General features: G+C 67.4%; 23 protein-coding genes and 1 tRNA gene. 11 read left to right on the forward strand and 13 right to left on the reverse strand.

The genetic code is table 11. From position 1 onward, the window contains the following. Positions 1 to 2: 2 nt before the first annotated feature. From Hhyl6_RS07080 to Hhyl6_RS07100, 5 genes are all read right to left on the reverse strand, one after another. Positions 3 to 410 carry a DUF5810 domain-containing protein gene (locus Hhyl6_RS07080; protein ID WP_483738510.1) on the reverse strand — a complete coding sequence of 136 codons (408 nt, stop codon included), beginning with the start codon at positions 408 to 410 and terminating at the stop codon, positions 3 to 5. 43 nt (positions 411 to 453) lie between these two features. Continuing rightward, positions 454 to 948, reverse strand: a complete 495-nt coding sequence (gene rimI / locus Hhyl6_RS07085; protein ID WP_483738511.1) for a ribosomal protein S18-alanine N-acetyltransferase — start codon at positions 946 to 948, stop codon at positions 454 to 456. Between the two features lie 530 nt (positions 949 to 1478). Further along, a complete protein-coding gene (locus Hhyl6_RS07090; RefSeq protein WP_483738512.1) occupies positions 1479 to 2561 on the reverse strand; it encodes an aminopeptidase in 1083 nt (360 codons plus the stop codon). Between the two features lie 39 nt (positions 2562 to 2600). Beyond that, the gene (locus tag Hhyl6_RS07095) at positions 2601 to 3068 is read right to left on the reverse strand and encodes a DUF4188 domain-containing protein (RefSeq protein ID WP_483738513.1); all 468 of its coding nucleotides are present in this window, start codon (positions 3066 to 3068) and stop codon (positions 2601 to 2603) included. Continuing rightward, positions 3065 to 3367, reverse strand: coding sequence for an SHOCT domain-containing protein (locus tag Hhyl6_RS07100; protein ID WP_483738514.1), 303 nt, complete (start codon positions 3365 to 3367; stop codon positions 3065 to 3067). Before Hhyl6_RS07100 ends, Hhyl6_RS07095 begins: the two co-directional genes overlap by 4 nt. A 144-nt stretch (positions 3368 to 3511) precedes the next feature. Here Hhyl6_RS07100 and gnd point away from each other — a divergent pair, with 144 nt between their 5' ends. From gnd to Hhyl6_RS07120, 4 genes are all read left to right on the forward strand, one after another. Then, the gene (gnd, locus tag Hhyl6_RS07105) at positions 3512 to 4414 is read left to right on the forward strand and encodes a phosphogluconate dehydrogenase (NAD(+)-dependent, decarboxylating) (protein ID WP_483738515.1); all 903 of its coding nucleotides are present in this window, start codon (positions 3512 to 3514) and stop codon (positions 4412 to 4414) included. Positions 4415 to 4510: 96 nt separating this feature from the next. Then, on the forward strand, positions 4511 to 5095 hold the full coding sequence (locus Hhyl6_RS07110; RefSeq protein ID WP_483738516.1) for a 2Fe-2S iron-sulfur cluster-binding protein: 585 nt from the start codon (positions 4511 to 4513) through the stop codon (positions 5093 to 5095). 49 nt (positions 5096 to 5144) lie between these two features. Further along, positions 5145 to 5217, forward strand: a tRNA-Arg gene (locus Hhyl6_RS07115). 174 nt (positions 5218 to 5391) lie between these two features. Continuing rightward, the gene (locus Hhyl6_RS07120) at positions 5392 to 6105 is read left to right on the forward strand and encodes a lysostaphin resistance A-like protein (RefSeq protein WP_483738517.1); all 714 of its coding nucleotides are present in this window, start codon (positions 5392 to 5394) and stop codon (positions 6103 to 6105) included. A 12-nt stretch (positions 6106 to 6117) separates the two neighbouring features. Here the strand turns inward: Hhyl6_RS07120 and Hhyl6_RS07125 are convergent, their stop codons facing one another. Genes Hhyl6_RS07125 through Hhyl6_RS07150 form a run of 6 tightly spaced genes read right to left on the reverse strand, consistent with a single transcriptional unit; the run spans position 6118 to position 13309 of the window. Next, positions 6118 to 6768 (reverse strand): DUF624 domain-containing protein, encoded by a 651-nt coding sequence (locus Hhyl6_RS07125; RefSeq protein ID WP_483738518.1) that lies wholly within the window; start codon positions 6766 to 6768, stop codon positions 6118 to 6120. 4 nt (positions 6769 to 6772) lie between these two features. After that, positions 6773 to 7642 (reverse strand): carbohydrate ABC transporter permease, encoded by an 870-nt coding sequence (locus tag Hhyl6_RS07130; protein WP_483738519.1) that lies wholly within the window; start codon positions 7640 to 7642, stop codon positions 6773 to 6775. Next, positions 7635 to 8558 (reverse strand): carbohydrate ABC transporter permease, encoded by a 924-nt coding sequence (locus Hhyl6_RS07135; RefSeq protein WP_483738520.1) that lies wholly within the window; start codon positions 8556 to 8558, stop codon positions 7635 to 7637. Before Hhyl6_RS07135 ends, Hhyl6_RS07130 begins: the two co-directional genes overlap by 8 nt. A gap of 9 nt (positions 8559 to 8567) precedes the next feature. Beyond that, positions 8568 to 9959, reverse strand: coding sequence for an extracellular solute-binding protein (locus tag Hhyl6_RS07140; protein ID WP_483738521.1), 1392 nt, complete (start codon positions 9957 to 9959; stop codon positions 8568 to 8570). A 36-nt stretch (positions 9960 to 9995) separates the two neighbouring features. Beyond that, positions 9996 to 11135 carry an ABC transporter ATP-binding protein gene (locus tag Hhyl6_RS07145; protein ID WP_483738522.1) on the reverse strand — a complete coding sequence of 380 codons (1140 nt, stop codon included), beginning with the start codon at positions 11133 to 11135 and terminating at the stop codon, positions 9996 to 9998. 50 nt (positions 11136 to 11185) lie between these two features. Then, positions 11186 to 13309 carry a glycoside hydrolase family 32 protein gene (locus Hhyl6_RS07150; protein WP_483738523.1) on the reverse strand — a complete coding sequence of 708 codons (2124 nt, stop codon included), beginning with the start codon at positions 13307 to 13309 and terminating at the stop codon, positions 11186 to 11188. Positions 13310 to 13433: 124 nt separating this feature from the next. Between Hhyl6_RS07150 and Hhyl6_RS07155 the strand changes: the two genes are divergently transcribed. Both Hhyl6_RS07155 and Hhyl6_RS07160 read left to right on the forward strand, forming a co-directional pair. Then, the gene (locus Hhyl6_RS07155) at positions 13434 to 15650 is read left to right on the forward strand and encodes a TrmB family transcriptional regulator (protein ID WP_483738524.1); all 2217 of its coding nucleotides are present in this window, start codon (positions 13434 to 13436) and stop codon (positions 15648 to 15650) included. An 18-nt stretch (positions 15651 to 15668) separates the two neighbouring features. Further along, on the forward strand, positions 15669 to 16709 hold the full coding sequence (locus Hhyl6_RS07160) for a Gfo/Idh/MocA family protein (RefSeq protein ID WP_483738525.1): 1041 nt from the start codon (positions 15669 to 15671) through the stop codon (positions 16707 to 16709). On the opposite strand, the gene Hhyl6_RS07165 is transcribed toward Hhyl6_RS07160, so the two are convergent. Continuing rightward, a complete protein-coding gene (locus Hhyl6_RS07165; RefSeq protein ID WP_483738526.1) occupies positions 16696 to 17757 on the reverse strand; it encodes a zinc-dependent alcohol dehydrogenase family protein in 1062 nt (353 codons plus the stop codon). The two genes, Hhyl6_RS07160 and Hhyl6_RS07165, sit on opposite strands and share 14 nt — an antisense overlap. Before the next feature lie 79 nt (positions 17758 to 17836). Between Hhyl6_RS07165 and Hhyl6_RS07170 the strand changes: the two genes are divergently transcribed. The 3 genes from Hhyl6_RS07170 to Hhyl6_RS07180 all read left to right on the forward strand — a co-directional run bounded on the left by Hhyl6_RS07170 (position 17837) and on the right by Hhyl6_RS07180 (position 20455). After that, positions 17837 to 19159, forward strand: coding sequence for a M20/M25/M40 family metallo-hydrolase (locus Hhyl6_RS07170; RefSeq protein ID WP_483738527.1), 1323 nt, complete (start codon positions 17837 to 17839; stop codon positions 19157 to 19159). Between the two features lie 137 nt (positions 19160 to 19296). Then, positions 19297 to 19719, forward strand: coding sequence for a DUF7344 domain-containing protein (locus Hhyl6_RS07175; RefSeq protein WP_483738528.1), 423 nt, complete (start codon positions 19297 to 19299; stop codon positions 19717 to 19719). A gap of 16 nt (positions 19720 to 19735) precedes the next feature. Further along, the gene (locus tag Hhyl6_RS07180; protein ID WP_483738529.1) at positions 19736 to 20455 is read left to right on the forward strand and encodes a DICT sensory domain-containing protein; all 720 of its coding nucleotides are present in this window, start codon (positions 19736 to 19738) and stop codon (positions 20453 to 20455) included. 427 nt (positions 20456 to 20882) lie between these two features. Here Hhyl6_RS07180 and Hhyl6_RS07185 read toward each other — a convergent pair whose 3' ends face one another. Beyond that, positions 20883 to 21575, reverse strand: a complete 693-nt coding sequence (locus tag Hhyl6_RS07185; RefSeq protein ID WP_483738530.1) for a hypothetical protein — start codon at positions 21573 to 21575, stop codon at positions 20883 to 20885. Positions 21576 to 21723: 148 nt separating this feature from the next. On the opposite strand from Hhyl6_RS07185, the gene Hhyl6_RS07190 reads away from it, so the two are divergent. Both Hhyl6_RS07190 and Hhyl6_RS07195 read left to right on the forward strand, forming a co-directional pair. Next, positions 21724 to 22173 (forward strand): 6-pyruvoyl trahydropterin synthase family protein, encoded by a 450-nt coding sequence (locus Hhyl6_RS07190; protein ID WP_483738531.1) that lies wholly within the window; start codon positions 21724 to 21726, stop codon positions 22171 to 22173. Beyond that, a complete protein-coding gene (locus tag Hhyl6_RS07195; protein ID WP_483738532.1) occupies positions 22173 to 22955 on the forward strand; it encodes a 7-carboxy-7-deazaguanine synthase QueE in 783 nt (260 codons plus the stop codon). The genes Hhyl6_RS07190 and Hhyl6_RS07195 overlap by 1 nt, the downstream gene beginning before the upstream one ends. Positions 22956 to 22963: the final 8 nt, after the last annotated feature.

Below are 22963 nucleotides of genomic sequence, written 5' to 3' on the forward strand. Positions count from 1 at the left end.
GCTTATTCGGTTTCGCCTTCGTCCGCGTCGTCCGTGCCCTCGTCTAGCATCTCGCGGGTGAGGTCACGCGCCTCGGCGAGCACCGCCCTGTCGTCGTCGGTCATGGACCGGTCACGCTGACTGTCGGCCCCCGGCGGCAGGTCGTCCGCGTGCGCGTGGCTATGGTCGTGGTCGTGCCCGTGGTCGTCGAGACCACTCTCCTCGAACACCTGCGGGAACTCCGTCTCCTCGGCGTGGTCGACGACGGCCTCGGCCAACTCCGACTCGCCCATCTGGCCCCAGTCGTCGACGTGGTCGTCCAGCCACGTCTCGTGGTCGTCGCCGCCGGTCAGCGCCGTGAAGGCGAGGTGGTTCGCGAGGTGGCCGGCGTCGGACTGTGGGTCACCACACACTGGACAGGCGTATCCCATCGTACGTCCACAGAGACGGCCCGGACGTATATGCCGTCGGGTCTCAGAGCAAGCGGACCATCACGAGGGCGTTCTCGCCGTTGCTGTAGTAGTTCGGGATGGTCTTGCGGTGTTCGAAGCCGAAGCGCCGGTAGAGACGCCGCGCGCCGTGGTTGTCGGCCCTGACTTCGAGTTTGACCGACCCGGCGCCCGCCACCGCGAGGACGCCGAGAGCGCGTTCGAGGAGCGCGGTTCCCACTCCCTCGCGCCGGTACTCCTCGCGCACCGCGACGTCCTTGATGTGGCCCAGCGGCGTCCCGTGGTTCGGGACGGTGTCGGCCACGACGTAGCCCGCCACGGACGGGACGCTCTCCGGAGTGTCCGTCTCTGCGACGAGGAACCCCTCCTCCCCCAGATAGCTCTCCAGCGCCGAGAACGGCCACGGCTGGGGGAACGAGGCCTGTTCGATGCGGTGAATCTCCAGCAGGTCGGCCCGCTCCGCCTGCCGGACCGTCGGGGCATCGACCCCGTCGGACCCGTCCGGAGCGACTGTCGTCACGTCTCGGGGTATGCGGTGCCGACACATAGTTGTTGTCGCCGTCCCGTCGGCCGCTCTCCGACGCGACACGCGTCCCCGAGTATCAGTTTTGAAATGTGATTGTGTCGATATACCACGAGACGGCTCGGCCGGAAGGTTCTTAATTATCAGCGTCGAACCTCCGGGTGCACCCACTTTGGGTGCCACCACCCCCCACCCCCCACCCCTCTTTCCAATCTCTTTCCCGGCGAGTCACCACCGAGAAGCGACAGCGCCCGCGAATTCCGGGCAGCGAGGGCCTCACAGTACGTCGAACGGACCCCAGCGCGCCGTCGGCGTGGTCCCGCTGGCAGTGTCCGTGCCTCGTCCACGGCTCGCTTCCTCCACCGTTCCGGTTCGTGGGTCCAAGCCGCCGAAACACCACTGTTCGCGGCTACCGCCGCTCGCCATTCGAGGGCTGTGCTCCGTACAGTCGCGCACCCCTCGCTACTCGTGGTTCCCTTCGGTCACCGCTCCTTTTCGAGAACCACTCACTCCGTTCGTGCCCCTCGCTACTCCCACCGGAACTGCCCGTCTTCCTGCACCACCTCGCCGTCGACTTCGAGCCGTGAGCCCTCCCCCATCGTCGTGATGAGGTCGACGTGGACGGCACTCTCGTTGCCGGCCTCGCCCTCCGGCAGGCAGGCGTCGTAGGCCCGGCCCAGCGCCAGATGGACCGTCCCACCCATTTTCTCGTCGAAGAGGATGTTGTCGGTGATGCGGTCGACGCCGCGGTTCATCCCGACGCCGAGTTCGCCGAGTCTGCGCGCGCCGTCGTCCGTCTCCAGCACCTCCTCCACGACGGCCTCGCCCTGTTGGGCCGCGAAGTCGACGACGACGCCGTCCTCGAAGGTCAACTCGACGTCCCGGACCCGCCGGCCCTGAATCGTCATCGGCACGTCGAACGTGACGACGCCGTCGGTGTCCGAGGGCGCGGTGAACACCTCGCCCGAGGGGAGGTTGTGCGAGTCGTAGGCGACGCTGGCCGCGGAGTTGACCGCGGTGCGGCCCGCGATAGACATCGTGAGGTCGGTGCCGTCGGAGACGATTCGGACCGTCTCGCCGGCGTCCAGTAGCTCCTTCAACTGCGCCTGCTCCTCGGCCAGCGCTTCCCAGTCACGGAGGGTGGCGTCGTAGACGAAGTCCTCGTAGGCCTCGTAGGCCATCCCGGCCTGTTGGGCCATCGCACGCGTCGGATGCTGGGTCGACACCCAGTCGGTGTCGAGGCGGGCCTCGCGGATGGCGCGGCGGGCCTTCGAGTGGGCCTGTCGCCGGTCGCTGGGCACGTCGGCGGTGCCCGCGGTGTTGTTCGTCCCCTTCAGAATCAGGACGCTGTCGGCCCGGTCGTACATCGCGAGTTCGTACTCCGGGTCGGCGTCGAACTCGCCGTCGTGGGCCCGGAGGTACGCCCGCGTCAGTTCGTCGGACCCGTACGTCGCGAGCAGGTTCGCGCCCGCCTCGCCCAACTGCTCGGCGACGGCCACCGCGAGGTCGTGAGCCCCCTCCTCGACGTGTACCACGACGTCGTCGCCCGCCTCGATGCGAGCGCTCCAGTCCACCAGCGTCCGTGCGTGGTCGCGTACGCGTTCGTCCATGCGCCCGTCGAGGGGCGGCGGCCGGGAAAGCGTACCGTCTCAGCGACCGAGACGGCCGAGCATCGACGCTCGCTCCCCGTCGGCGGGCACCAGTTCCGACTCCTCGACCGCGCCCAGTCCCCACGGCGGCATCCGGTTGTACATCGTCTCGTACTCGTCGGGGTGGACGACGTACGTCTCGTGCCAGATGCCGACGGCATCCGTGGCGGCCGTCTCCCGGTCGTAGTCGCGCCACGCCTCACCGTGCAGGAACTCGCTGTCGTGGGCGTACGCTCGCAGGGACTCGACGGAGTCCCAGTACTGGACGAAGGCGAACGACCGCCACGAGAGCCACGTCCGACTCCCCAGCAAACCGCTGTCGTCGGCCCGCCGGAGTTCGCGGACCATCCGCGGCGCGAGCAAGAAGATAGGGAGCCACCGGTGGAGGGCCCACCAGCGGTTGACGCGCATCCCGACGCGGAAGACGACGAACGGGTCGTCCCGGTCGGCGTGGACCCGCCCCCTCACCGGTCGGTCTCCAGCAGTCTCTCGACGCGTGCTTCGAACTCCCGTTCGTCTATCTCGCCGCGCGCGTACCGGTCGCGGAGCGTGGCCAGCGCGTCGTCTTCGGTCGACCGCGTGGTCGTCGTCTCCCGTTCCTCGCGGCGTTTCGCGAGTCCGAGCGCCAACGGAAGGACGCCGCCGTATCCCACCGGAAACGCGACCCACGCCCACGGGATACCGAGCGCGAGACCACCGAGGCCGACGACGAGGATGCCGAACGAGAGCGCCCCTGCGAGGGGCGTCGTGTGGTGTGTCGTGTGCATCGGTGTGCGGTCGTACGCAGCCCGGCACCATAAATTTGAGTGAGTACTCACTCAAAGCCGCCGGCGACGCGTGCCACGACCTGTCTGAGCGCCGCGACGTGCGGAACCGGAACCCCTACTTGTCCGCTGGGCGAGTCCTGCCGTATGGAACTAGGCGTCATCGGACTCGGACGCATGGGACGTATCGTCGTCGACCGCGTACTCGACGCGGGCCACGACGTCGTCGTCTTCGACATCGACGAGGACGCGGTGGCGGACGCCGCCCACGCGGGAGCGCGTCCGTCGGACTCCATCGCTGACCTCGCGGAGTCGCTCGGTGAGGAGAAACGCATCTGGCTGATGGTCCCCGCGGGCGACCCCGTCGACGCGGCGCTGGACGAACTCGACGGGATAGTCGACGGCGACGACGTGGTCGTCGACGGCGGGAACTCCTACTTCGAGGACTCGATTCGCCGCGCGGAGTCGACCGACGCCGCGTACCTCGACTGCGGGACCTCCGGCGGTCCCGCCGGCGCGGAACACGGGTTCTCGCTGATGGTCGGCGGTCCCCAGTGGGCCTACGACGAACTGACGCCGGTGTTCGACGCCGTCGCCACCGGGCCGGCGGGCCACGACCGCATGGGCCCGGCCGGGTCGGGCCACTACGTGAAGATGGTCCACAACGGCGTCGAGTACGCCCTGATGCAGGCCTACGGCGAGGGGTTCGAACTGCTGGCGAACGGCCGCTACGACCTCGATTTGGAGGCCGTCTCCCGGACGTGGAACAACGGCGCGGTCATCCGCTCGTGGCTGCTCGAACTGTGCGAGGAAGCGTTCCGCGAGGAGGGCAACGACCTCGGCGACGTGGCCGACCGCGTCGAGGGTGGTTCGACCGGGACGTGGACGGTGCAGGAAGCACTCGAACAGGAGGTGCCGGTCCCGCTCATCTATCAGGCGCTGGCCGAGCGGTTCGGTTCGCGGGCCGACGACGGGCGGTTCTCCCGACGACTGGCGAGTCGCCTCCGGTACGGGTTCGGCCGGCACGACGTCCCCCGCAAGAGCGACTGAGCGGGGGTCGGCGTCGACACCCTCGTTTCTCCGGGGCGGGACGGCGAAACGGCGGAATCCAAAGGTTAGTTAAACCAGTACTCCATAGCCGCGCACATGGTTGAACTCGTAGGAATCGCCGCCGGGGCCACACTCACCCTCATCGTGGTGGCGTTCCACTACGCGAAGGGGACTGGCTGGGAGGCACCGGAAGACATCTCCCAGGAAGTCCTCGAACAGCGCGCCGCGTCGGTTCCGGAGACCGACTTCGCCGAACCGTACAACCGCTCTATCGGCGGTGGCGGTGCCGCCGCTATCCCGGCCGGCGGGGCAGAGGGCGAACTCGCCGAAGGCGAAGAGGACGAGGAAGAAGAGGCGGGCTTCGACCCCGACTCCATCGCCGACGACGAGGTCGAGTACTACGACATCGAGTTCGCGAAGGAGGGCGAGACCATCGAGGTCGCCAACAACGAGACCATCCTCGACGCCGGCGAGGACGAGGGCTGGGACCTGCCCTACGCCTGCCGGCAGGGCCAGTGTATCTCCTGTGCGGGCCACATCCAGGACGGCCCCGCCGAGGACTACATCCGCCACAGCCAGAACGAGTCGCTGTTCGAGGACGACATGGAGGACGGCTACTGCCTCACCTGCGTCGCCTACCCCGTCGACGACTTCACCATCGAGACGAGCGAGTCGCCCTGAGACTGGGCTTCACAACTGTTAAACGCGCCTGCCGAGTATCGGTTTTCGTGGGCGGCTAGTTCAGCGGACAGAACGCCTGGTTCCGGACCAGATGGTCGGGGGTTCAAATCCCTCGCCGCCCGCTATTCTGTGAGGAGCGGACGTGACGAACGAATAGCGACACGAGAGGGATTTGAAATACGCGAAACGAACGCAGTGAGTCTCGCAGTCGGGTTCGACTCCCTCGCCGCACAGAACACCCACGCCAGAGGGTCACGCAGTGCATACTTTTCCCGATACCCTGCACAGAGTGACGTATGACGAACGACCGGGCGAACGTGAGCGGCGCGGCCCGTGCCCTCGCTGTCGCGGTTGGACTACTGGTGGCCGGCCTCACCGCGAGCATCGGGTTCGGCGTCGTGTTCACCGTCCCCTTCGTACTGTCCGGGGCGGACGTGGGGAGTCCCGTCGGGTTCCTCGTGCTCGCGGCCGCCGGCCAACTGGCCTTTCTCGTCGTCGGTTACGCCTACGTCCGGCGGTACGACGGCGTCACCCTCCGCCGGCCGACGCGGCGAGACGTCCGGTACATGGGCTGGGGGCTGGTGCTGACGCTCGCCGCCGCCATCGGCCTCAGCGTCCTCTTCGCCTCGCTGGGACTCGGTCCCGAGGGGAGCGTCTTCGACGACCCCATCACGGCCGACCCGCGGGTCGCGCTCGGACTGGCGGCGCTCTCCATCGTGCTGGTCGCGCCCGCCGAGGAACTGCTCTTTCGCGGCGCGATTCAGGGGCGTCTGCGGCGCTCGTTCGGCCCCGTCGTGGCCGTGGCGCTGTCGAGTCTCGTCTTCGGCAGCATCCACCTGCTGAACTACACGGGGTCGGTCGTGAGTGCGTTGACCGGCGTCGCCGTCGTCACCGTCGGCGGCCTCGTCTTCGGGGCTATCTACGAGCGCACGGGGAACCTGCTGGTGCCCATCGTCGTCCACGGCAGCTACAACGCCATCTTGCTGGTCGTGACGTTCCTCTCGTTCTGAACGGGGGCGCGGTCAGCAGGCCGCGGCGCCCGCCTTGACCGACGCGTCTCGGGTCCGGTCGTCGACAGTCTCGACGACGGCCACCTGCAGCGAGAACGCGACGCCGGCGAACAGCAGGACGAACGCGACGGTGAGGACGGCTGTCACCGCGAGGACGACCAGCGTCAGCAGTCCCGTCGCCAGCGCGGGAGTGGGGTGATGGGCCAGCCACGCGACGCCGTAGCGGAACGCGTCGACGGGGTCGGACCCGCGCGCCAGTTCGACGTACGTGGGAATCAGCGCCAGTGCGACGTACAGCGCGACGTAGGCCGCGACGAGCGCGACGACTTCCCCGGCAAGCGACCCTTCTCGGAGCGCCGTCACGCCGTAGGTGACGGCGACGGCACCGAAGGCGACGGGGACGCCGCTGAACACCGCGCTCGCCACGCCGTTCCGGCGCAGGACCCGCCACACGTTGGCCCGGTCGATGCGGTTGCGGTCGCTCCGGAGGTCACGAATCGCGGCGTACGCGGCCAGCGTGGCCGGGCCGATGGTCACCAGCGGGAGCGAGGCCACGACCCACGCGAGACTGACCACGGCGAGTCGGAGACCGTTGTGGTAGACGAACCCCGGCACCTCGGCGAGCGCGTGCCGGAACGCCGCTTGGTCGGTGTCCCCTGTCATGGCGTCATCCCGTCCCCGCCTGCATCTGGACGCTGGAGATGAGCTTGTCCTGGAACAGCAGGAAGACGATGAACAGCGGGAGCGACGCCAGCGCGAGCGACGTCATGATGACGTTCGGTGCCAGCGCGTTCACGTCCCGCAGGGTCACCACGCCGACCGGCAGGGTGTACAGCGCGTCGTCGTTCAGGACGATGAGCGGCCAGAGGAACTGGTTCCAGCTCCAGATGAACACGAACAGGCCCAGCGCGGTCAGGATGGGCGTCGACAGCGGCAGGACGATGCGCGCGTAGATGCGCAGCGACGAGAAGCCGTCCAGCCGCGCCGCCTCCTCCAGTTCCTCGGGGATGTCCCGGAAGAACTGGACGAGGAGGAACACGCCCAGCGGCCCGGCCGCAAAGGGGAGGATGATGGCCCAGTAGGAGTTCATCAGGCCGAGGTCGTTGATGAGCGTGTACAGCGGGATGATGTTCACGTACCCCGGAATCATGAAGCTCGCCATGATGACGCCCAGAATCACGCCCTGTCCGGGCCACTCCAGCCGCGTGATGGAGAAGGCTATCATCGAGTCCACGAGCAACACGATGGCCGTCGTGATGCTGGCGATGGTGAGGGTGTTGAACGCCCACTGGTAGATGATGGGCTCTTCGATTAGATAGCGCTGCCACACCGCGAAGGTGACCTCCGGCGGTATCCAGTTGAAGCCGCCCTGCGAGAGCACGCTCATCGGCGTCACCGACAGCTGGAACATCCGCCAGTACGGGACGAAGAACACTATCGCCAGCCCGTACATCACGGCGTAGAGGCCGATGCGGTAGAGCGTGTCGCGGTCGGTGAGGCGGTCGGTCAACGACTGGGTGGCGTCGGCGTTACTCATCGTTGGTCCCCACGAGGACGTAGTTCAGTGCGGACACGCCGACCAGTATCACAAGGAGCGTGTAGCCGACGGCGGCCCCGAAGCCGAGTTCGCGCGTCTGGAAGCCGAGTTCGTAGAGGTAGTACACGAGCGTCTCCGTGCTCCCGACCGGGCCGCCTTTCGTCATCAGGTACGGCTGGCCGAACACCTGAAACTGGAAGATGGTCGACGCGATGACGACGAACAGGAGCGCGTTCTTCATGTGCGGGAGCGTGATGTCCCGGAACATGCGCCACGGGCCGGCGCCGTCGAGGCGGGCGGCCTCGTAGAGCCGTTCGGGTACGTTCTGTCGGGCCGCGAGCAGAACGGCGAAGTAGAACCCGGCCTGCCACCACACCGTCGTCACGACGATGGCGGGCATGGCCCAGAACTTCGAGTTCAGGGGCGTCCCTTCGAAGAGCCACCCGAGATACTGCGTGCCGACGCCGCCTTGGGCGAACATCTGCGCCCAGATGATACCCACGACGGAGACGGTCAGCACGTACGGGCTGAAGTAGACGAACTGGAGCACGCGACTCCCTTTCAGTTCCTTGTTCAACCCCAGCGCGAGGATGAGGCTGATACCGACGATGAGCGGCACCGTCATCCCCACGAACTCCAGCGTGTTCCAGAGCGCGTTCCAGAACGCCGGGTCCTCCAGCAGTCTGGCGTAGTTCTCCAAGCCGACGTACGTCGACTTCGACGGTTCGAGGAAGTTCCACTCGTGGAGGCTCATGTACAGCCCCTTCAGCAGGGGGTACAGCAGGAACACCGTGAACAGCGCGAGGTACGGCGCGGCGAACAGCAGCCCCACGAGCAACTCCCGGGTGGACCGGTCGAACAGCTGTTCCCAGCGGCTCGGAGTCCGATTGTCTGTGGTCGCTTCGACGTTACTCATAGTTGTATCCTATTGGTCGAGGGCCTGCTGGAGCGCGTTCGCGCTGTTGTTCACACCGGACTGCACGTCGGTGTTCTGGAGATACATATCGATGAACGACCCCCAGTACCGGTCGCTGTTGATGTTGACCGACGTCTTCGGCTGGTAGCGGACCTGCCCGTCGGTCACCATCTCGTGCATCGTCGAGATAGTCCCGTAGTCCTGCCAGAGCGCGGTGTCCTTGACCTCGCTGGAGGTGGCGACGGACTTCGCCGCGGGGAGGTGTCCGCCGGCGGAGGCCCACAGCGTGTTGTTCTGCGTGACGTACTCGGCGAACTCGACGGCGGCCTGCTTCTCGGCGTCGGAGTGGTTCGAGTTCTTCGGGAAGTACAGCGAGTTGGACTCACACCACGCCACCTCGTCGCCGTCACCCGGGAACATGAACGGCTTCTGGAAGCTGAAATCGAGGTCCTCCGGAATGTTGCCGCTCTCGTTCTCGAAGTTGTTGACCGACCACGTCCCCGCGATGAACATCCCGAGGTCGCCGCTGACGAAGTCCTGAACCCGGGCGGAGTCACTCTGGAACTGCGGAATGTCCCAGCCGAACTCGCCGGTAATCTTCGACATCAGTTCGGCCGTCTGCATCCCGACGTCGTCGTTGTAGGCCACGCTGTAGCTCCCCGGGTCACCGGTGACGACGTTTCCGCCGGCCTGCGTGAGTGCGATGAGGTACGCCCGGAACGCGGCCTGCCCGATGTTCCAGTTGAGGAACGAGAAGGCCCGCGAGTCGGTGTCGCTGACGATGGTGTCACAGGCGTCGGAGAACGCCTGCCAGTCGGTGAAGTCCGGGTCGACGCCGGCCGACTCCAGCACGCTGTCGTTCGTGTACAGCGCCTTCCCGTGGATGTCGATGGGCAGCGCGTAGGTGGACCCGTCGACCTGCAGGTTCTCCCACGCGATGTCGAAGTATTCGTTTTTCGCGCCGTTCGAGAGGTAGTCGTCGATGGAGTGCGTGATGGGCTTCAGGTGCCGGCCGAACGACCCGTAGTAACTCGCGACGTGGGGCGCGTTGCCGGAGTTGACGGCAGTGAACAGTTTGTTGAGGAACTCCGGGAACGGCACGCTCTGCTTGTTGACCTGGATGCCGTTGTCCTGCGAATTGAACTCCTCGACGAGGGCCGTCATCTCCTCGTTCTCCTGTGCGCCGAAGTACATCCAGTAGTCGATTTCGACGTCGCCGCTGGACCCGCCGTCGCCGCCGCTGCTCCCGTCGCTACTGCCGCCACCGCCACCGCCGCCACCGGTCAGTCCGGCACATCCGGCGAGGCCAGTCGCGAGTGCGGCGCCACTGGCGCTCAGGGCGCGGCGGCGAGTGATTTTCGTGCGGTTCGACCCGTCGGAGTCGTTGTTTCGTCGTGACATTGGTATCGTTTACTATCGTTGGTAATCCTAATCGCGCTATGCAGTGACCGAAGACCCGTCGACGTCGGCCGTCACGCCCTCGTCGACGACGAGGTTCTCGCCCGTCTCGGCGTCGAAGACGTGCAGGTGCTCCGGCGGGAGCGAGAACTCGACCGTCTCGCCCCACTCGAAGCGAGTGTTGCCGTCGACGCGGACCGTCCACTCGGTGTCGCCCTCCGAGAGATACAGGTAGTTGTCGCTGCCCTCGTGTTCGAGGACGTCGAGCGTCGCCGCGACGGTGTCTGTGCCGTCGGTGTCGACGGTGATGTGTTCCGGTCGGATACCGAGGACGAGGTCGTCGCTCCGCGCGTTATCGCGGACGACCCTCGCCAAGTCGCTCGGAATCGCGTAGTCGAAGTCGTCGCCGTAGAGGACGTCGTCCTCCAGCGAGACGTCGAAGAAGTTCATCGAGGGTGACCCGATGAAGTCCGCGACGAACTTGTTGACCGGGTCGGCGTACACCTCGGCCGGCGACCCGACCTGCTGAATCGTGCCGTCGTTGAGGATGACGATGCGGTCGCTCATCGTCATCGCCTCCGTCTGGTCGTGGGTGACGTAGACGGAGGTGGTCTCCAACTCCTCCTGGATGCGCTGGAGTTCCGTCCGCATGTGGAGGCGGAGTTTGGCGTCTAAGTTGCTGAGCGGTTCGTCGAACAGGAACACGTCCGGTTGCCGGACGATGGCGCGGCCGGTCGCTACGCGCTGTTGTTGCCCGCCCGAGAGGTTGTTCGGCTTCTTGTCCAGCAAGTCGCCGATACCCATCATCTCCGCCGTGTCCTCGACCCGCCGGCGAATCTCGTCGTCGCCGAGGTCCGTGGTCAGTTTCAGCCCGTAGGACATGTTCTGCCGGACGCTCATGTGCGGATACAACGCGTAGTTCTGGAACACCATCGCGACGCCGCGGTTCTGCGGCGCGATGTCGTTGACGACGGTGTCGTCGATGCGAATCTCGCCGCCGGTGATGTCCTCCAACCCGGCAATCATCCGCAGGAGCGTCGACTTCCCGGACCCAGACGGGCCGACGATGGTGAGGAACTCGCCATCTTGGACGTCCAGGCTCACGTCGTCGACGGCCCGAATCGTCCCGGCGTCGGAGTCGTACTCCTTTCGTACATTGTCTATCGTGATACGACCCATCGACAACAACACTCGTGCGCTACTATTTCAAGTTTTCCCAACTAGAGTGATTAATCTTCTTCGAGGGCGAGTTCCCAGACGTCGAGGGACCTGACGGACACTTCGCAGTCGTCGGCGTACAGTCCGACACCCGTGCTGTCCGCCCGCGTCGGGTAGATTCGGGAGGTGAGCGCCTGCGCGTCGTTCGCGAACAGTTCGAGGACCGACCGGTCGAGGAACAGGTGCAACGAGAGCGTCCCGTCCTCGTCGAGGCTGATCGGCATCGAGTCCGGACTGTCGGCCGCCGCGTCGCTGTTGGACGACCGCGAGCGGTCGACGACCACCTCGCGGTGGCGTATCTTACACCGGACGACCGTGCGTTCCTCGCCGTCGGGCGTCTCCCGCAGGACGAGGCCGAACTCGCCGACGTTGCGCGCGTCGACGGTCATCTTCACTTCCAGCGTGTCCCCCTCGATATCGGCGAGCGGATTGGGCCCGTCCGGGGAGACTTCGAGGTCGCTGAACGAGTGGTGGGTCCCGCGGAGCGCCTCGAGTTCGGTCGGGAGCGAGAACGCCGGCGTGCCGTCCTCGGACAGCGAGACGACGCGCGGGAGCGACATAGCGCCGGACCACCCGGCGTCCCACTGAGCGTCCCTGTCCCGGTCCTCCCTCAGCCACCCGAACATGAGCGTCCGGCCGTCGTCCGTCTCGAACGACTGCGGGGCGTAGAAGACGCCGTGGTCGAGGACGCCGTGGTCCTCGGGTTCGAACCGATTCGCCGCGTCGTCGTACTCGCCGCTGAAGTACGCGACCTTCGAGTAGTCCGAGACGTGCAGCAGGGACCCTTCGTCGAACCGCAGGAGTTCGGGACACTCCCATATCGGGCCGGTCTTGCGCCAGTCGCCGGTCAGAATCGGGTGGCAGTACTCCCACTCGAGGAGGTCCTCGGACTCGAACAGGAGGGCGGCACCACCCTCGCCGTCGATGCCGGACCCGACTATCTGGTACCACGTCTCGCCCGTCCGCCAGACGCAGTGGTCGCGGAACTCCGCGCGCCAGTCGATGCTCTGTAGCACGTCCACGTCGTCGGGCATCTCCGTGATGAGCGGGTTCTCGGCGGCTTTGGTCCACGTCCGGAGCGAGTCGTCCTCGGCGCGGGCGAGACACGGCAGTTGGTCCCCGTCGTCGCCGCCGGTGTACATCACGCTCGGCGTGCCCTCGTCGTCGACGAAACACCCGGACCAGACGCCGACGGCGTCCGGGCCGTCCGGGTCGGGTGCGAGGGCTATCGGTTCGTCCTCCCAGTGGACGAGGTCCTCGGAGACGGCGTGACCCCAGTGGACGCTGTCGTGGAACGGCCCCGCCGGGTTGTACTGATAGAAGAGGTGGTAGCGGCCGTTCCACTGGACGAGGCCGTTGGGGTCGTTGAGCCAGTTCGCGGGCGGCGTGAAGTGGTACGCTGGGCGGTGGTTCGCGTCGGGCACGGCCTCGCGCATCGCCTCGAACTCCTCGCGCCCCTTCGGGCGGCCGACGGTGTCCGGGTCCGACCCCTCCCCCGCGGCGTAGGCGAGACAGTTGTCGAGGAGCGTCGCCCGCACGTCGGTCTGGGGGTCGGCGAGGCCGTGGCCGACGCCGACGACCCGGCCGTCGCCGACCGTCCACCGGAGGAGTGATTTCAGATTCGGCCGGTCGGTCCCGTCGTCGCGCCGGGCCGCGAGGACGTCCGCGTCGTTCGGGTGGAGCGAGTCGTAGTGGACCGAGACGGCGTCACACGCGGGCGCACCGCCGGGGCGGAGACCGTCGATACCCACGAATATCGGGTGGTCCTCGAAGAGGCGGCGGACGAGGAACCCCGTCTCGTCGGCGTCGACGTGTCCGACCGAATCCGGTTCGTGGGCCTCGACACCGAGTTCGGCCGCCGCCTCGACGGCGCCGTGGGTGAGGAGGAGACCACCGCCGTCCGCGACGAACGCGACGAGTTCGTTACCGACCGCGTCGAGTTGCCGCCTGTCGGCGTCGTCGAGCGCCGACTCCCGGTGCATCCAGACGACGTCGTACCCCTCGAGAGTCTCGGCGGAGAGGTCCGCGAGCGGGCACGTCTCGTACGGCACATCGGGTACGGGCGGTGTCTCGGCGACGAGAAGCGTCGTCTGGGGACGAGAACTCGCCCCGAGAGTGGCGTTCGAGTTGTTCATTTTCACAACTATCGTGAGGATTTTCTTTAGGTTTATGTGTATCGGTCACGTCATTGTCCACCATGGTTCCGGGAACCGGTCGTGTTCAGCAAACGGCTTATTGCGGAAACTCTAGCACACGACAATGACTGCAGAGGACGACGCGAAACTCGCCCTCCTCAGGGAGACGCTCGAAGACAACGTCGACCTGACGACCTACGAGACGGAGGTGTATCTCGCACTCGTCCGGGGTGGGACCCAGACGATGACCGACATCGCGGAGACCAGCGACGTTCCGAAACAGCGCGTCTACGACATCGTCGACGGGCTCCGTGAGCGCGGGTTCGTGGAAGTCATCGACGACTACCCGCGGAAGGCCTACGCCGTGGACCCCTCCGAGGCACTCTCCTCCATCCGCGACCAGATTTCCCGGGCCGAGGAGTATCTGGAGGAACTCCACGACACGGTCGAGACGGTCGAGAGCGGCGTCGCCCTGTTCAAGAGCGAGAGCACCATCAAGCGGTACGTCAGCGACCTCCTGCAGACGGCCGAACACGACATCCTGTTGCTCCTCCCCGTCGACCGCCTCCCCGCGGTCGTCGACGACCTCGAACAGTGCGCGGACCAGCAGGTGCGCCTCGTGCTCTCGAACGCGTCGCCGGACGCACTGGAGGAGGAGTCGCTGCACGTGTCAATCCCCGACACGGTCGACGAAGCGCGCGTCGTCTCGACGCGTGAGGACTTCGCCCTCACCACCGACCGTAGCCGCGGCCTGTACTGGGTGCAGGAGGGTCACGACTACGTGGAGGACGAGGGACAGGGTTACTACGTCACGAACCCGAGTCTGGCGATGGTCCTCGACCGGTTCGTCTCCGAGTCGATATGGCCGCTCGCGCAACCGCTGGAGCAGTCCTCCAAGCGGCCGTCCCTGCCGCGGCAGTACATGCGCATCCGCGACTGTCTGGCCGACGTCTCCGTCCTGACCGACAGCCAACCGGTCGACGCCTTCGAGATAACCTTCGAGGGCTACGACACGGAGACCGGCGAGGAGGTGACCAAGACGGGGACCCTGACCAGTTACTACTACACGGAGTACGACGTCCGCTCGTCGCTGACGCTCAGCGTCGACACGGCGACGGAGTCGCTCTCGTCCTCGAAGGTCACCGTCGGCGGCGTCGCCACGCGGAACGTCGACTACACCGCCTACAGCATCGAGTTGCGGCAGAACGGGACGACCCACACCGCCACTATCGACGACGAGACGCGGCGTCACCTCGAGTCGTGCAAGGCGGAACTGCCCCCCGAGTTCGGCAACGGGTCGGTCGCCCTCTGCTTCGACGCGTTCATCGACCGCATGCGCGAGTTCATCCAGCGTCGGCCCGGCGGCGAGTACGAGCAGATTCGCCAGTTCGACGCGTTCCGGGAGGCGCTGGTCCGCTACGAGGCCAGCGAGACGCCGCCCCGCGTCGAGTGGCGACAGACCCGCACCGAACCCGGCGGCCTCGTCGCCCACGTCGGCGGCGTCTTCGACGAACTCGGGTACGACGTGACGCTCATGGGGCGCATGGGCGACCCGATACGGGCCGAGTTCGCACGGAAGTTCCGCGACCAGACGCTCGTCAGCCTCGGCCGGACCACCAGCACCGACTACGTCTGGTTCGAAGACCGGAAGTTCCTGCTGACGGAACCGAACCCCGAACCGCTGGACTGGGCGCGCATCGAGGACCGAATCGGGGCATCGGCGTTCGCCGACTACCTCGACGGCCGGTCGGTCGTCAGCATGGGGTCGTGGTACTCGACGCCGGAACTGGTGGACATCGTCGAGCACCTCAGAGACGACATCTGGCCGCGACTCAGTTCGCCGCCCGAACACGTCCACTTCGTCCCCGGCGAAGTCGACCAGCTATCGGCCGAGGAACTCGAACGCGGCTGTGAGGCGCTCGGTGCGCTCGACGACGTCGTCCCCGTGACGATAACGGCGAACCGAAACCAGACACGCCGGTTCCGCGACGTCCTCCTGCAGGACGGCGGCGACGAGACGGCACCGACCGTCCAGCGCGTCCGCGAGCGGTTCGGCGTCACCCGGTACGTGATGCACTCCCAGCGCGGCGCGACGCTGGCCTCCCGCGAGGACGTGCTCTCGGCGAAGGCCCCGCAGGTCGTGAACCCCCACCAACTGCGCAACGTCGACGAACACTTCCTCAGCGGGATGACCCTCGCGCTCGCCGAGGGCCTCTCGGACGGGGCGGCCCTCGTGTTGGCGAACACCGTCGCCAGTTACTTCATGCGCCACAAGAAGACCCCCGAATCCCGCGAGATTCGGACGTTCGTCTCCGAGTACGAGGCGTTCTTCGCCGAATAGCGTCCCGTAGCTGGTTTTATGACCCCGATAGACGTCGCATCCGACGTGACTGTCAGCATCGGCGCTATCGGACTGGGACTGCTCGGGCGACGGGAGTGTCGACAGTACGCGGCCTTCGAGGACGCGGACGTCGTCGCCGGCGCGGACGTCTCGGCCGACGCCCGCGAGACGTTCGAAACTGAGTTCGACCGGCCGGCCTACGAGTCGGTCGCGGACCTGCTCGACGCCCACGAGAACGAACTGGACGCCGTCAGCGTCTGCACCCCCCACACCCTCCACCACGAGCACGCGATGGCGGCGCTGGAGCGAGACCTGCACGCCTTCGTCGAGAAGCCCCTGACGACGGAACTGGAGACGGCGACGGAACTGGTCGAGACGGCCGCCGACCGCGACCGGGTGTTGCAGGTCGGGTTCCAGCGCCACTTCGACCCGTTGTTCGCCGAACTCCGGCGCATCGTCCAGTCGGGGGAGGTCGGCACGCCGCACACGGTCAACGCCTATCTGGGCCAGCGCTGGATAAGCGACCACGAGGGCAGTTGGCGGACCACGCCGTCGCTCTCCGGCGGCGGACAACTGTTCGACTCCGGGACTCACCTCGTCGACGCGATGCTGTGGGTGCTCGACGCGGAACCGACGGCGGTGACCGGCGTCGTCGACGAACGGGGCCACGAGGTGGACGTCAACAGCGCGCTGGCGGCGACGCTCGACGCCGACGGGGCGAGAGTCACGGCGAGCGTCTGCGTGAGCGGTGCCGGCACCGACGTCGCCCCCGACGACGGCATCACGGTCTGGGGGACCGAGGGCCACGTCTCGCTCTCCGACGGCGACCTCACGGTTCGGACCCACGAGTCGACCCGCGAGGTGCGCGTCGACGGCGACCGGGACTTCGAGACGCTGACCCGCCGGAAACTCCGCAACTTCGTCGACGCCGTCGCGGGGACGGCCGACTCCGTCGTCACCGGCGAGTACGGACTGGCGGTGACGGCCTTCCTCGAGAGCGCCTACGAGGCGACCCAGCGGGGCGAGACCGTCCACGTCGACGGCCTCAGAAGTCGGTGACGACTTCGACGCCCGCGGTGCCGTAGTCGGTCATGGCCGCCAGTCGGTCGGAGACGTCGGCGAGCGCCACCCGCCGCGTCACGAGTGCCCCGGGGTCGACGGTGCCGTCGGCGACCAGCGCCAACAGTTCGTCGTACCGCGAGGGCGGCATCCCGCGCGAGCCCAGAAAGTCCACGTCCCAGCGGGTCATCCAGTCGGTCGGCAGCGACACCTCGCCGCGTTCAGCGTCGGTGGTCAGGCCGACCTGTACGTGACGCCCTCGCGAGCGGAGGCCCCGCACGCTGTTCCGGCAGGTCTCCGCTCGGCCCAGTGCGTCCACCGAGACGTGCGCGCCGCCGTCGGTCAGGTCCCGCACCGCCGCCGGCACGTCGTCGCTCGCCGCGGCGTCCACCGTCGCACTCGCGCCGACGTCGCGGGCCAGTTCGAGCGGTGCGTCTCGGACGTCCACGGCGACGACGCGGGCACCCATCGCGGCGGCCAACTGGACGGCGGCGAGGCCGAGGCCGCCGCACCCGTGGACCGCAATCCGTTCGCCGGCGGCCACGTCGGCCCGGTGTGCCAGCGCGTGGTAGGCAGTGACGTACCGACAGCCCAGCGCCGCGGCCGCCTCGAAGCCGACGCCCTCGGGGAGCGTCGTGAGGTTGTAGTCGGCCCGCGGGACCGCGACCCGTTCGGCGAACGCGCCGGGCGCGTCGGGTTCGAACCCCAGCGCCCACCCGTCGGCGCAGACGTTGCCGTGGCCGTTCCGGCAGTGCCGACAGGTGCCGTCGCCGAGGTTGAACGGGACGACCACGCGGTCACCGACGTCGACCGAGGAGACCTGTTCGCCCGTCTCGACCACGCGACCGGCGGGTTCGTGGCCCAGCACCTGTCCGAGGGGGACGTCGTCGTCGGCCCACTCGCCGTGGCCCTTCCACGCGTGCCAGTCGCTCCGGCAGATGCCACAGGCCTCCACGGCGACGACGGCCCCGTCCGGGTCGGATGTGGGCGGGTCGCGGTCACGAATCGCGAGGGGGTCGCCGTACCCCTCCAGTACTGCTGCGCGCATAGCGGTCCTTGGCGCGCGGGGGGCAAATACGACCGGGGCAGGGCGGGGATTCAAACCCGTCCGCGCCGCAGGGGAAGCTATGACCGACAGCGAGTGGATAGGCGAGACGTTCACCAGCGACGTGGGCTGGTCGCATCTGGAGACGCTCGTGGACATCGGCGACCGGATGGCCGGGAGCGAGGGCGAACGCGAGGCCGCCGAGGCGACACGGGACGCCCTCGGCGAGTACGCCGACGAGGCCCGCCTCGAATCGTTCGACGTACAGGGGTGGGTCCGCGGCGACAGCAGCATCGCCGCCGACACCACCACCGTCGCGGCGGCCGACCGCGAGGTCATCGCGCTCCCGCGTTCCCCGTCGGCATCGGCCACCGGCGAACTCGTCGACGTGGGCTACGGCCTGCCCGAGGACTTCGAGGACGCCGACTGCGAGGGCAAGGTCGTGATGGTCCGCTCGGACGTGCCCGAGTGGTACGGCCGCTACATCCACCGCCGGGAGAAGTACTACCACGCCGTCGAGGCCGGGGCCGCCGCCTTCGTCTACCGGAACCACGTCGAGGGGATGCTCCCGCCGACCGGGAGCGTCGGCACCGAGGACGCGCCCATCGGCGAGATACCGGCGGTCGGCGTCGCCAGCGAGACGGGCGCGCGACTGGCCCGGCGCTACGCGGGCGACCCGGTTACGGTCGCCGTCGACTGCGAGACGCCCGCCGCGACGAGCCAGAACGTCCACGCCGAACTCGGCCCCGACACCGACGAGCGGGTACTGGTGACCAGCCACGTCGACGCCCACGACATCGCCGAGGGCGCGAGCGACAACGGCGCGGGGACGGCGGCGCTCGTGGAACTCGCCCGCGCACTCGCCGCCCGCGAGGGAGCGCTAGAGCGCCGCGTCGAGTTCGTCGCCTTCGGTGCCGAGGAGGTCGGACTGGTCGGGTCGGGTCGACTGGCCGACGACCGGGAGTTCGACTCGATACGGGCGATACTGAACCTCGACGGCGTCGTCCGCGGGCGCACCCTCCAGTGTTTCACCCACGGGTTCGACCCGCTGGGCGAGGCCGTCGAATCGGTGGCCGAGCGGTTCGACCACCCGGTGACGGTCAGTCCCGAACAGAGCCCCCACAGCGACCACTGGCCGTTCGTCCAGTGGGGCGTCCCGGGCGTCCACGTGATGAGCGAGACTGGCGAGACGGGACGAGGGTGGGGCCACACGCACGCCGACACGCTGGACAAACTCGAACCGCGCACCCTGCGCGAACAGGCGGTGCTGCTGACCGACCTCGCGGTCACGCTCACCCGGACGGCCTGCGACAGGGCGAGTCCCGAGACGATAGCCGATTCGCTCGAAGCCGAGGACCTCGCCGAGGGAATGCGGATAACCGGCGACTGGCCCTACGACGACTGAGACCAGTCGTTCATCCAACGAGTCCGAGTATCAATCGACGGCGTTAGTGGTCACGTCTGCCGAAAGTCAGTCTCAAAAGTAATATTTGGGTAACAACTATTAGGGCGACTACCGTAGTCGTACGTGTGTGATAACCCATGGTTCCCAGCGAAGACCACGAGTCACGGCCATCACTTGACGTCGACGCCCTCGACGCTGGGTCCGTGGGGCCACCCCCGGACGACCTCTTCAAGGCGCTGGCGAACGCGAAACGGCGGCGACTGCTCGCGGTGCTGACCACCGAGGCCGCGGTCCCGCTCGACGACCTGACGGACGTGCTCGTCGGCTGGGAAAGTACGAACAGCGGCCCGGTCGGTCCCGACGAGTGGGCGCAGGTGAAGATAGAACTCGTCCACGCGCACATTCCGCTGCTGGTCGACACCGGCCTCGTCCGCTTCGACCGGTCTGCCGACGAGGTGCGACTCGAATCGGTCTCGAAACCCGTCCACGACCTGCTCAGGTTCGCTACGAAGTACGAGCGAGTCGCGGACGCCGCCGGCCGAGCGACGCCGGACTCGTGACCAGACGGGGTGGCGAATGTCACTCGGTTCGATTCTCACCGAGGCGGCCGACCGGCACAAACGCGTCGTCGTCTACGCGCCGGACGCCTCCGGCGCAGACCTGACCGAGCGACTCGCGACGCGGAACCTGACCGTCGACCACCGGAAGATACCCACCATCAGCGCCGAGGCGTTCGTCGTGGTCCGGGACGACGGGCGGTTCCTCGGCGCGCTCTCGCTCGCGGACCTGCTCGTCTTTCTCGCGCCGCCGGTCCACCGACCCGAGGACCTCGACGTCATCGACCCCGCGTATCGCGCCATCTACGACCTGCTCGACGACACCGTCTTCGTGTCGCTGGACCGCCGACAGTTGCTCGCGACGTCGCGCGAACTGGAGGACCGCGCGTGGCGGGCCGGACGGGGTCGACTCCACGTGGGATTCCAGTCGGCGGACGCCTTCGAGGCGCAGGCGGACCTCTACCGCCAACTCGCGGCGGCCACCGACGTCGACGTCCACGTCTACGTCCCCGAGGGCGCTCCGGCGGACTCCCTCGACGACGCACCGCTGACCGTCCACACCGACACCGACGAGGAGTTACAGCGGTACTGGTTCGTCCTGTTCGACAGCGAGACGGCGTCACCCGACGCCCGGCAGTCCTGTGCGCTCGTCGCACAGGAGACCGAGGACGGCGGCTACCGGGGCGTCTGGACCTACGACCCCGTACTGGTCGCCCGCGCGTTCGAGGCCGTGACGTGACCGGCGAGCCGTCAGCTCGTTTGCAGTTCCTATAACGAACGAGACAATATTCGAAATATCTTTTCCCCACATAGATGGCGTTTCTACGGACGTTACGGTAGTGAAAGAACTTACTCGGTTCGAAAGTAACATATTTCGTAGACTATTTACCGCAGTGGCGAGTGGAGACTACTGGCAGGCCGTCAGGCCGACATCCGTGTTCGAACACTGCCCCACCCAGTGTTCGAACGCCAGACCCCATGCCCACATGGTGTCTACCACCATTCCACGGCCGATCCACGCCTGCCGTCGTCAGTCAGCCCAATCGTGACCCTCACGTGTCAGGAGCGGTCACGTGCACCAATCCATTCACCGGTGTCGCGCCACTCCCCCCTCGGCGCGACACCGACCTGCCATCCCTCGGAGCGGTGTCTCAGTTCGTAGCCGGTCAATCGTCGAACGCCCGTTCAGCGTCGGCTTTCGCCCGCGGGATGACGCGCTGTTCCGCGCGGCGCATCGACCGAAGTGCCTCGTCGGTGAACTCCACCGTCAGCGACGGGAGCGCCCGCGCGAGACCGCCAAGCACCTCACCCGGGTCTATCTCTAACTCGAAGACGAAGGCGCCCCGTTCCTCCCGGAGCGGCGTGCTGAACTCGAAGTGCTCCTCGACGACGCCTACGGCCCGGTCGTAGTCGTACGCCTCGACGACGGCCGTCCAGAAGTCGTCGCTCTCGGCGGCCACCAGCGGAGCGACGTCTTCGGCGAAGGCGCGTTGGCGGTCCAGCAGTCGCCGTCGGATGGCGTCCCGTCGCTCCCCGCGGACCGACGGCCGGAGCGCGTTCCAGTAGAGGTCCCGGTTCAGTACCTCGTCCTCGTAGTCCTCGAACGGCGACTCGGGGTCGGCCGCGTAGTCGAGCACCGGGTCGAACTGACGGAGGATGGTTCGCTGGTACTCCTGCAGTTTCGGCCTGACTACGTGCCGTTCCAGCGGTTTGCTGTTCTTCAGGAGTTTGCTCGCGGCGCGACTCCCGCCGCTGCGCGACCCGCGCAGGACGGCGGCCACGTCGAACGCCGCGTACGTCTCGTCTACGAGGTCCGCGAGGTACGTCTCGAACCCGTCTTCGACCGCTCGTCGTGTCACACGCTCCCGTGCGGACTGCACCGACCTATCGTTTGTGCCCAAACAGAGGGTATAGCGGGCGTCGTCCCCCAGAGACGTCGCGGCCGGTTCCGGGCCCTCGAACGGCGCAGGTCGAACGGTTTATCTCCTCGCTTGGTAATCCACAGATATGACCCAGCGAATATCTGCGGCCGAGGACCCGGTCGCGGCGGCCGGCGAGCGAGAACTCGTCGTCGGCGGGGAGCGGCCCATCCGCATCTCCGCGGGCCACCGACTCATGCACCACGACGGGAAGTGTTCGCGGCCGCACGGCCACAACTACGAGGTGACGGTGCGAGTCACGGGCGACCTGACCGACGAGGGGTGGGTCGTCGACAAGGGCGACGTGACGAGCGTCGTCGACGAGTGGGACCACCGGTTCCTCGTGGAGCGCGGCGACCCGCTAATCGAGGCGTTCGAGGCCAGCGGCGACGGGGATTCGCTCGTCGTCCTCGACCACCCGCCGACGGCGGAGGTCATGGCCGTCGTCCTCGAATCGCGACTGACCGACCGCCTCCCGGCCACCGTCTCCGACGTCTCGGTGTCCGTCCGGGAGACGAGCGAACTCTGCACGCGCTGATGCCAGTCGCCAGCGACACCGACGGCCTCGGCGAGGCGGTCGGACGGACCGACGACGGGGAGGGCGACCTGCCGGTCAACGAACTGTTCTGTTCGTTGCAGGGCGAGGGCCGACTCGCGGGCGTCCCATCCGTGTTCGTCCGGACGAGTGGCTGTAACCTCCGGTGTTGGTTCTGCGACTCGTACCACACTTCGTGGGAACCGACGGGGGACTGGTACAGCGTCGCGGACGTTGTGGCCGCCGTCGAGGGCTACGACGCCGACCACGTCGTCCTGACCGGCGGCGAACCGCTGGTCCACGAGGCCAGCGTCGACCTGCTCTCGGAACTGTCCGACCGGGGGTACCACACCACCGTCGAGACGAACGGGACCATCTACCGGGACGCCCCAATCGACCTCGCCAGCGTCAGCCCGAAACTCGCCTCCAGTACGCCGACGGCCGACCGCGACCCGAAGGGCGACGGCGAGTGGGCCGACCGCCACGAGGCCCGGCGACTCGACGTGCCGACGCTGGCGGAACTGGTCGAGACCTACGAGACGCAACTGAAGTTCGTCGTCACCGGTCCCGAAGATATGGACGAGATAGGAAATCTCGTCTCGCGCGTGCACGAGGCGGCCGACACCGCCCTCCCCGACGACCGGGTCCTGTTGATGCCCGAGGGACAGACCCGCGAGGAACTGGAACGGACCCGCGAGGTCGTCGCCGACCTCGCCGTCGAGTACGGCTACCGCTACACGCCGCGCCTGCACGTCGACCTCTGGAACGACGCGCCCGGCACCTGACCGCCAGC

The organism is Haloarcula sp. H-hyl6 (genome assembly GCF_056934455.1).

What these genes read in the sequence shown, in the direction of transcription:
- Hhyl6_RS07080 (WP_483738510.1), bottom strand. Translation starts at nt 410, where the DNA reads ATGGGATACGCCTGTCCAGTGTGTGGTGACCCACAGTCCGACGCCGGC.
- Hhyl6_RS07090 (WP_483738512.1), bottom strand. Translation starts at nt 2,561, where the DNA reads ATGGACGAACGCGTACGCGACCACGCACGGACGCTGGTGGACTGGAGC.
- Hhyl6_RS07100 (WP_483738514.1), bottom strand. Translation starts at nt 3,367, where the DNA reads ATGCACACGACACACCACACGACGCCCCTCGCAGGGGCGCTCTCGTTC.
- gnd (WP_483738515.1), top strand. Translation starts at nt 3,512, where the DNA reads ATGGAACTAGGCGTCATCGGACTCGGACGCATGGGACGTATCGTCGTC.
- Hhyl6_RS07110 (WP_483738516.1), top strand. Translation starts at nt 4,511, where the DNA reads ATGGTTGAACTCGTAGGAATCGCCGCCGGGGCCACACTCACCCTCATC.
- Hhyl6_RS07120 (WP_483738517.1), top strand. Translation starts at nt 5,392, where the DNA reads ATGACGAACGACCGGGCGAACGTGAGCGGCGCGGCCCGTGCCCTCGCT.
- Hhyl6_RS07125 (WP_483738518.1), bottom strand. Translation starts at nt 6,768, where the DNA reads ATGACAGGGGACACCGACCAAGCGGCGTTCCGGCACGCGCTCGCCGAG.
- Hhyl6_RS07130 (WP_483738519.1), bottom strand. Translation starts at nt 7,642, where the DNA reads ATGAGTAACGCCGACGCCACCCAGTCGTTGACCGACCGCCTCACCGAC.
- Hhyl6_RS07135 (WP_483738520.1), bottom strand. Translation starts at nt 8,558, where the DNA reads ATGAGTAACGTCGAAGCGACCACAGACAATCGGACTCCGAGCCGCTGG.
- Hhyl6_RS07140 (WP_483738521.1), bottom strand. Translation starts at nt 9,959, where the DNA reads ATGTCACGACGAAACAACGACTCCGACGGGTCGAACCGCACGAAAATC.
- Hhyl6_RS07145 (WP_483738522.1), bottom strand. Translation starts at nt 11,135, where the DNA reads ATGGGTCGTATCACGATAGACAATGTACGAAAGGAGTACGACTCCGAC.
- Hhyl6_RS07150 (WP_483738523.1), bottom strand. Translation starts at nt 13,309, where the DNA reads ATGAACAACTCGAACGCCACTCTCGGGGCGAGTTCTCGTCCCCAGACG.
- Hhyl6_RS07155 (WP_483738524.1), top strand. Translation starts at nt 13,434, where the DNA reads ATGACTGCAGAGGACGACGCGAAACTCGCCCTCCTCAGGGAGACGCTC.
- Hhyl6_RS07160 (WP_483738525.1), top strand. Translation starts at nt 15,669, where the DNA reads ATGACCCCGATAGACGTCGCATCCGACGTGACTGTCAGCATCGGCGCT.
- Hhyl6_RS07165 (WP_483738526.1), bottom strand. Translation starts at nt 17,757, where the DNA reads ATGCGCGCAGCAGTACTGGAGGGGTACGGCGACCCCCTCGCGATTCGT.
- Hhyl6_RS07170 (WP_483738527.1), top strand. Translation starts at nt 17,837, where the DNA reads ATGACCGACAGCGAGTGGATAGGCGAGACGTTCACCAGCGACGTGGGC.
- Hhyl6_RS07175 (WP_483738528.1), top strand. Translation starts at nt 19,297, where the DNA reads ATGGTTCCCAGCGAAGACCACGAGTCACGGCCATCACTTGACGTCGAC.
- Hhyl6_RS07180 (WP_483738529.1), top strand. Translation starts at nt 19,736, where the DNA reads ATGTCACTCGGTTCGATTCTCACCGAGGCGGCCGACCGGCACAAACGC.
- Hhyl6_RS07190 (WP_483738531.1), top strand. Translation starts at nt 21,724, where the DNA reads ATGACCCAGCGAATATCTGCGGCCGAGGACCCGGTCGCGGCGGCCGGC.
- Hhyl6_RS07195 (WP_483738532.1), top strand. Translation starts at nt 22,173, where the DNA reads ATGCCAGTCGCCAGCGACACCGACGGCCTCGGCGAGGCGGTCGGACGG.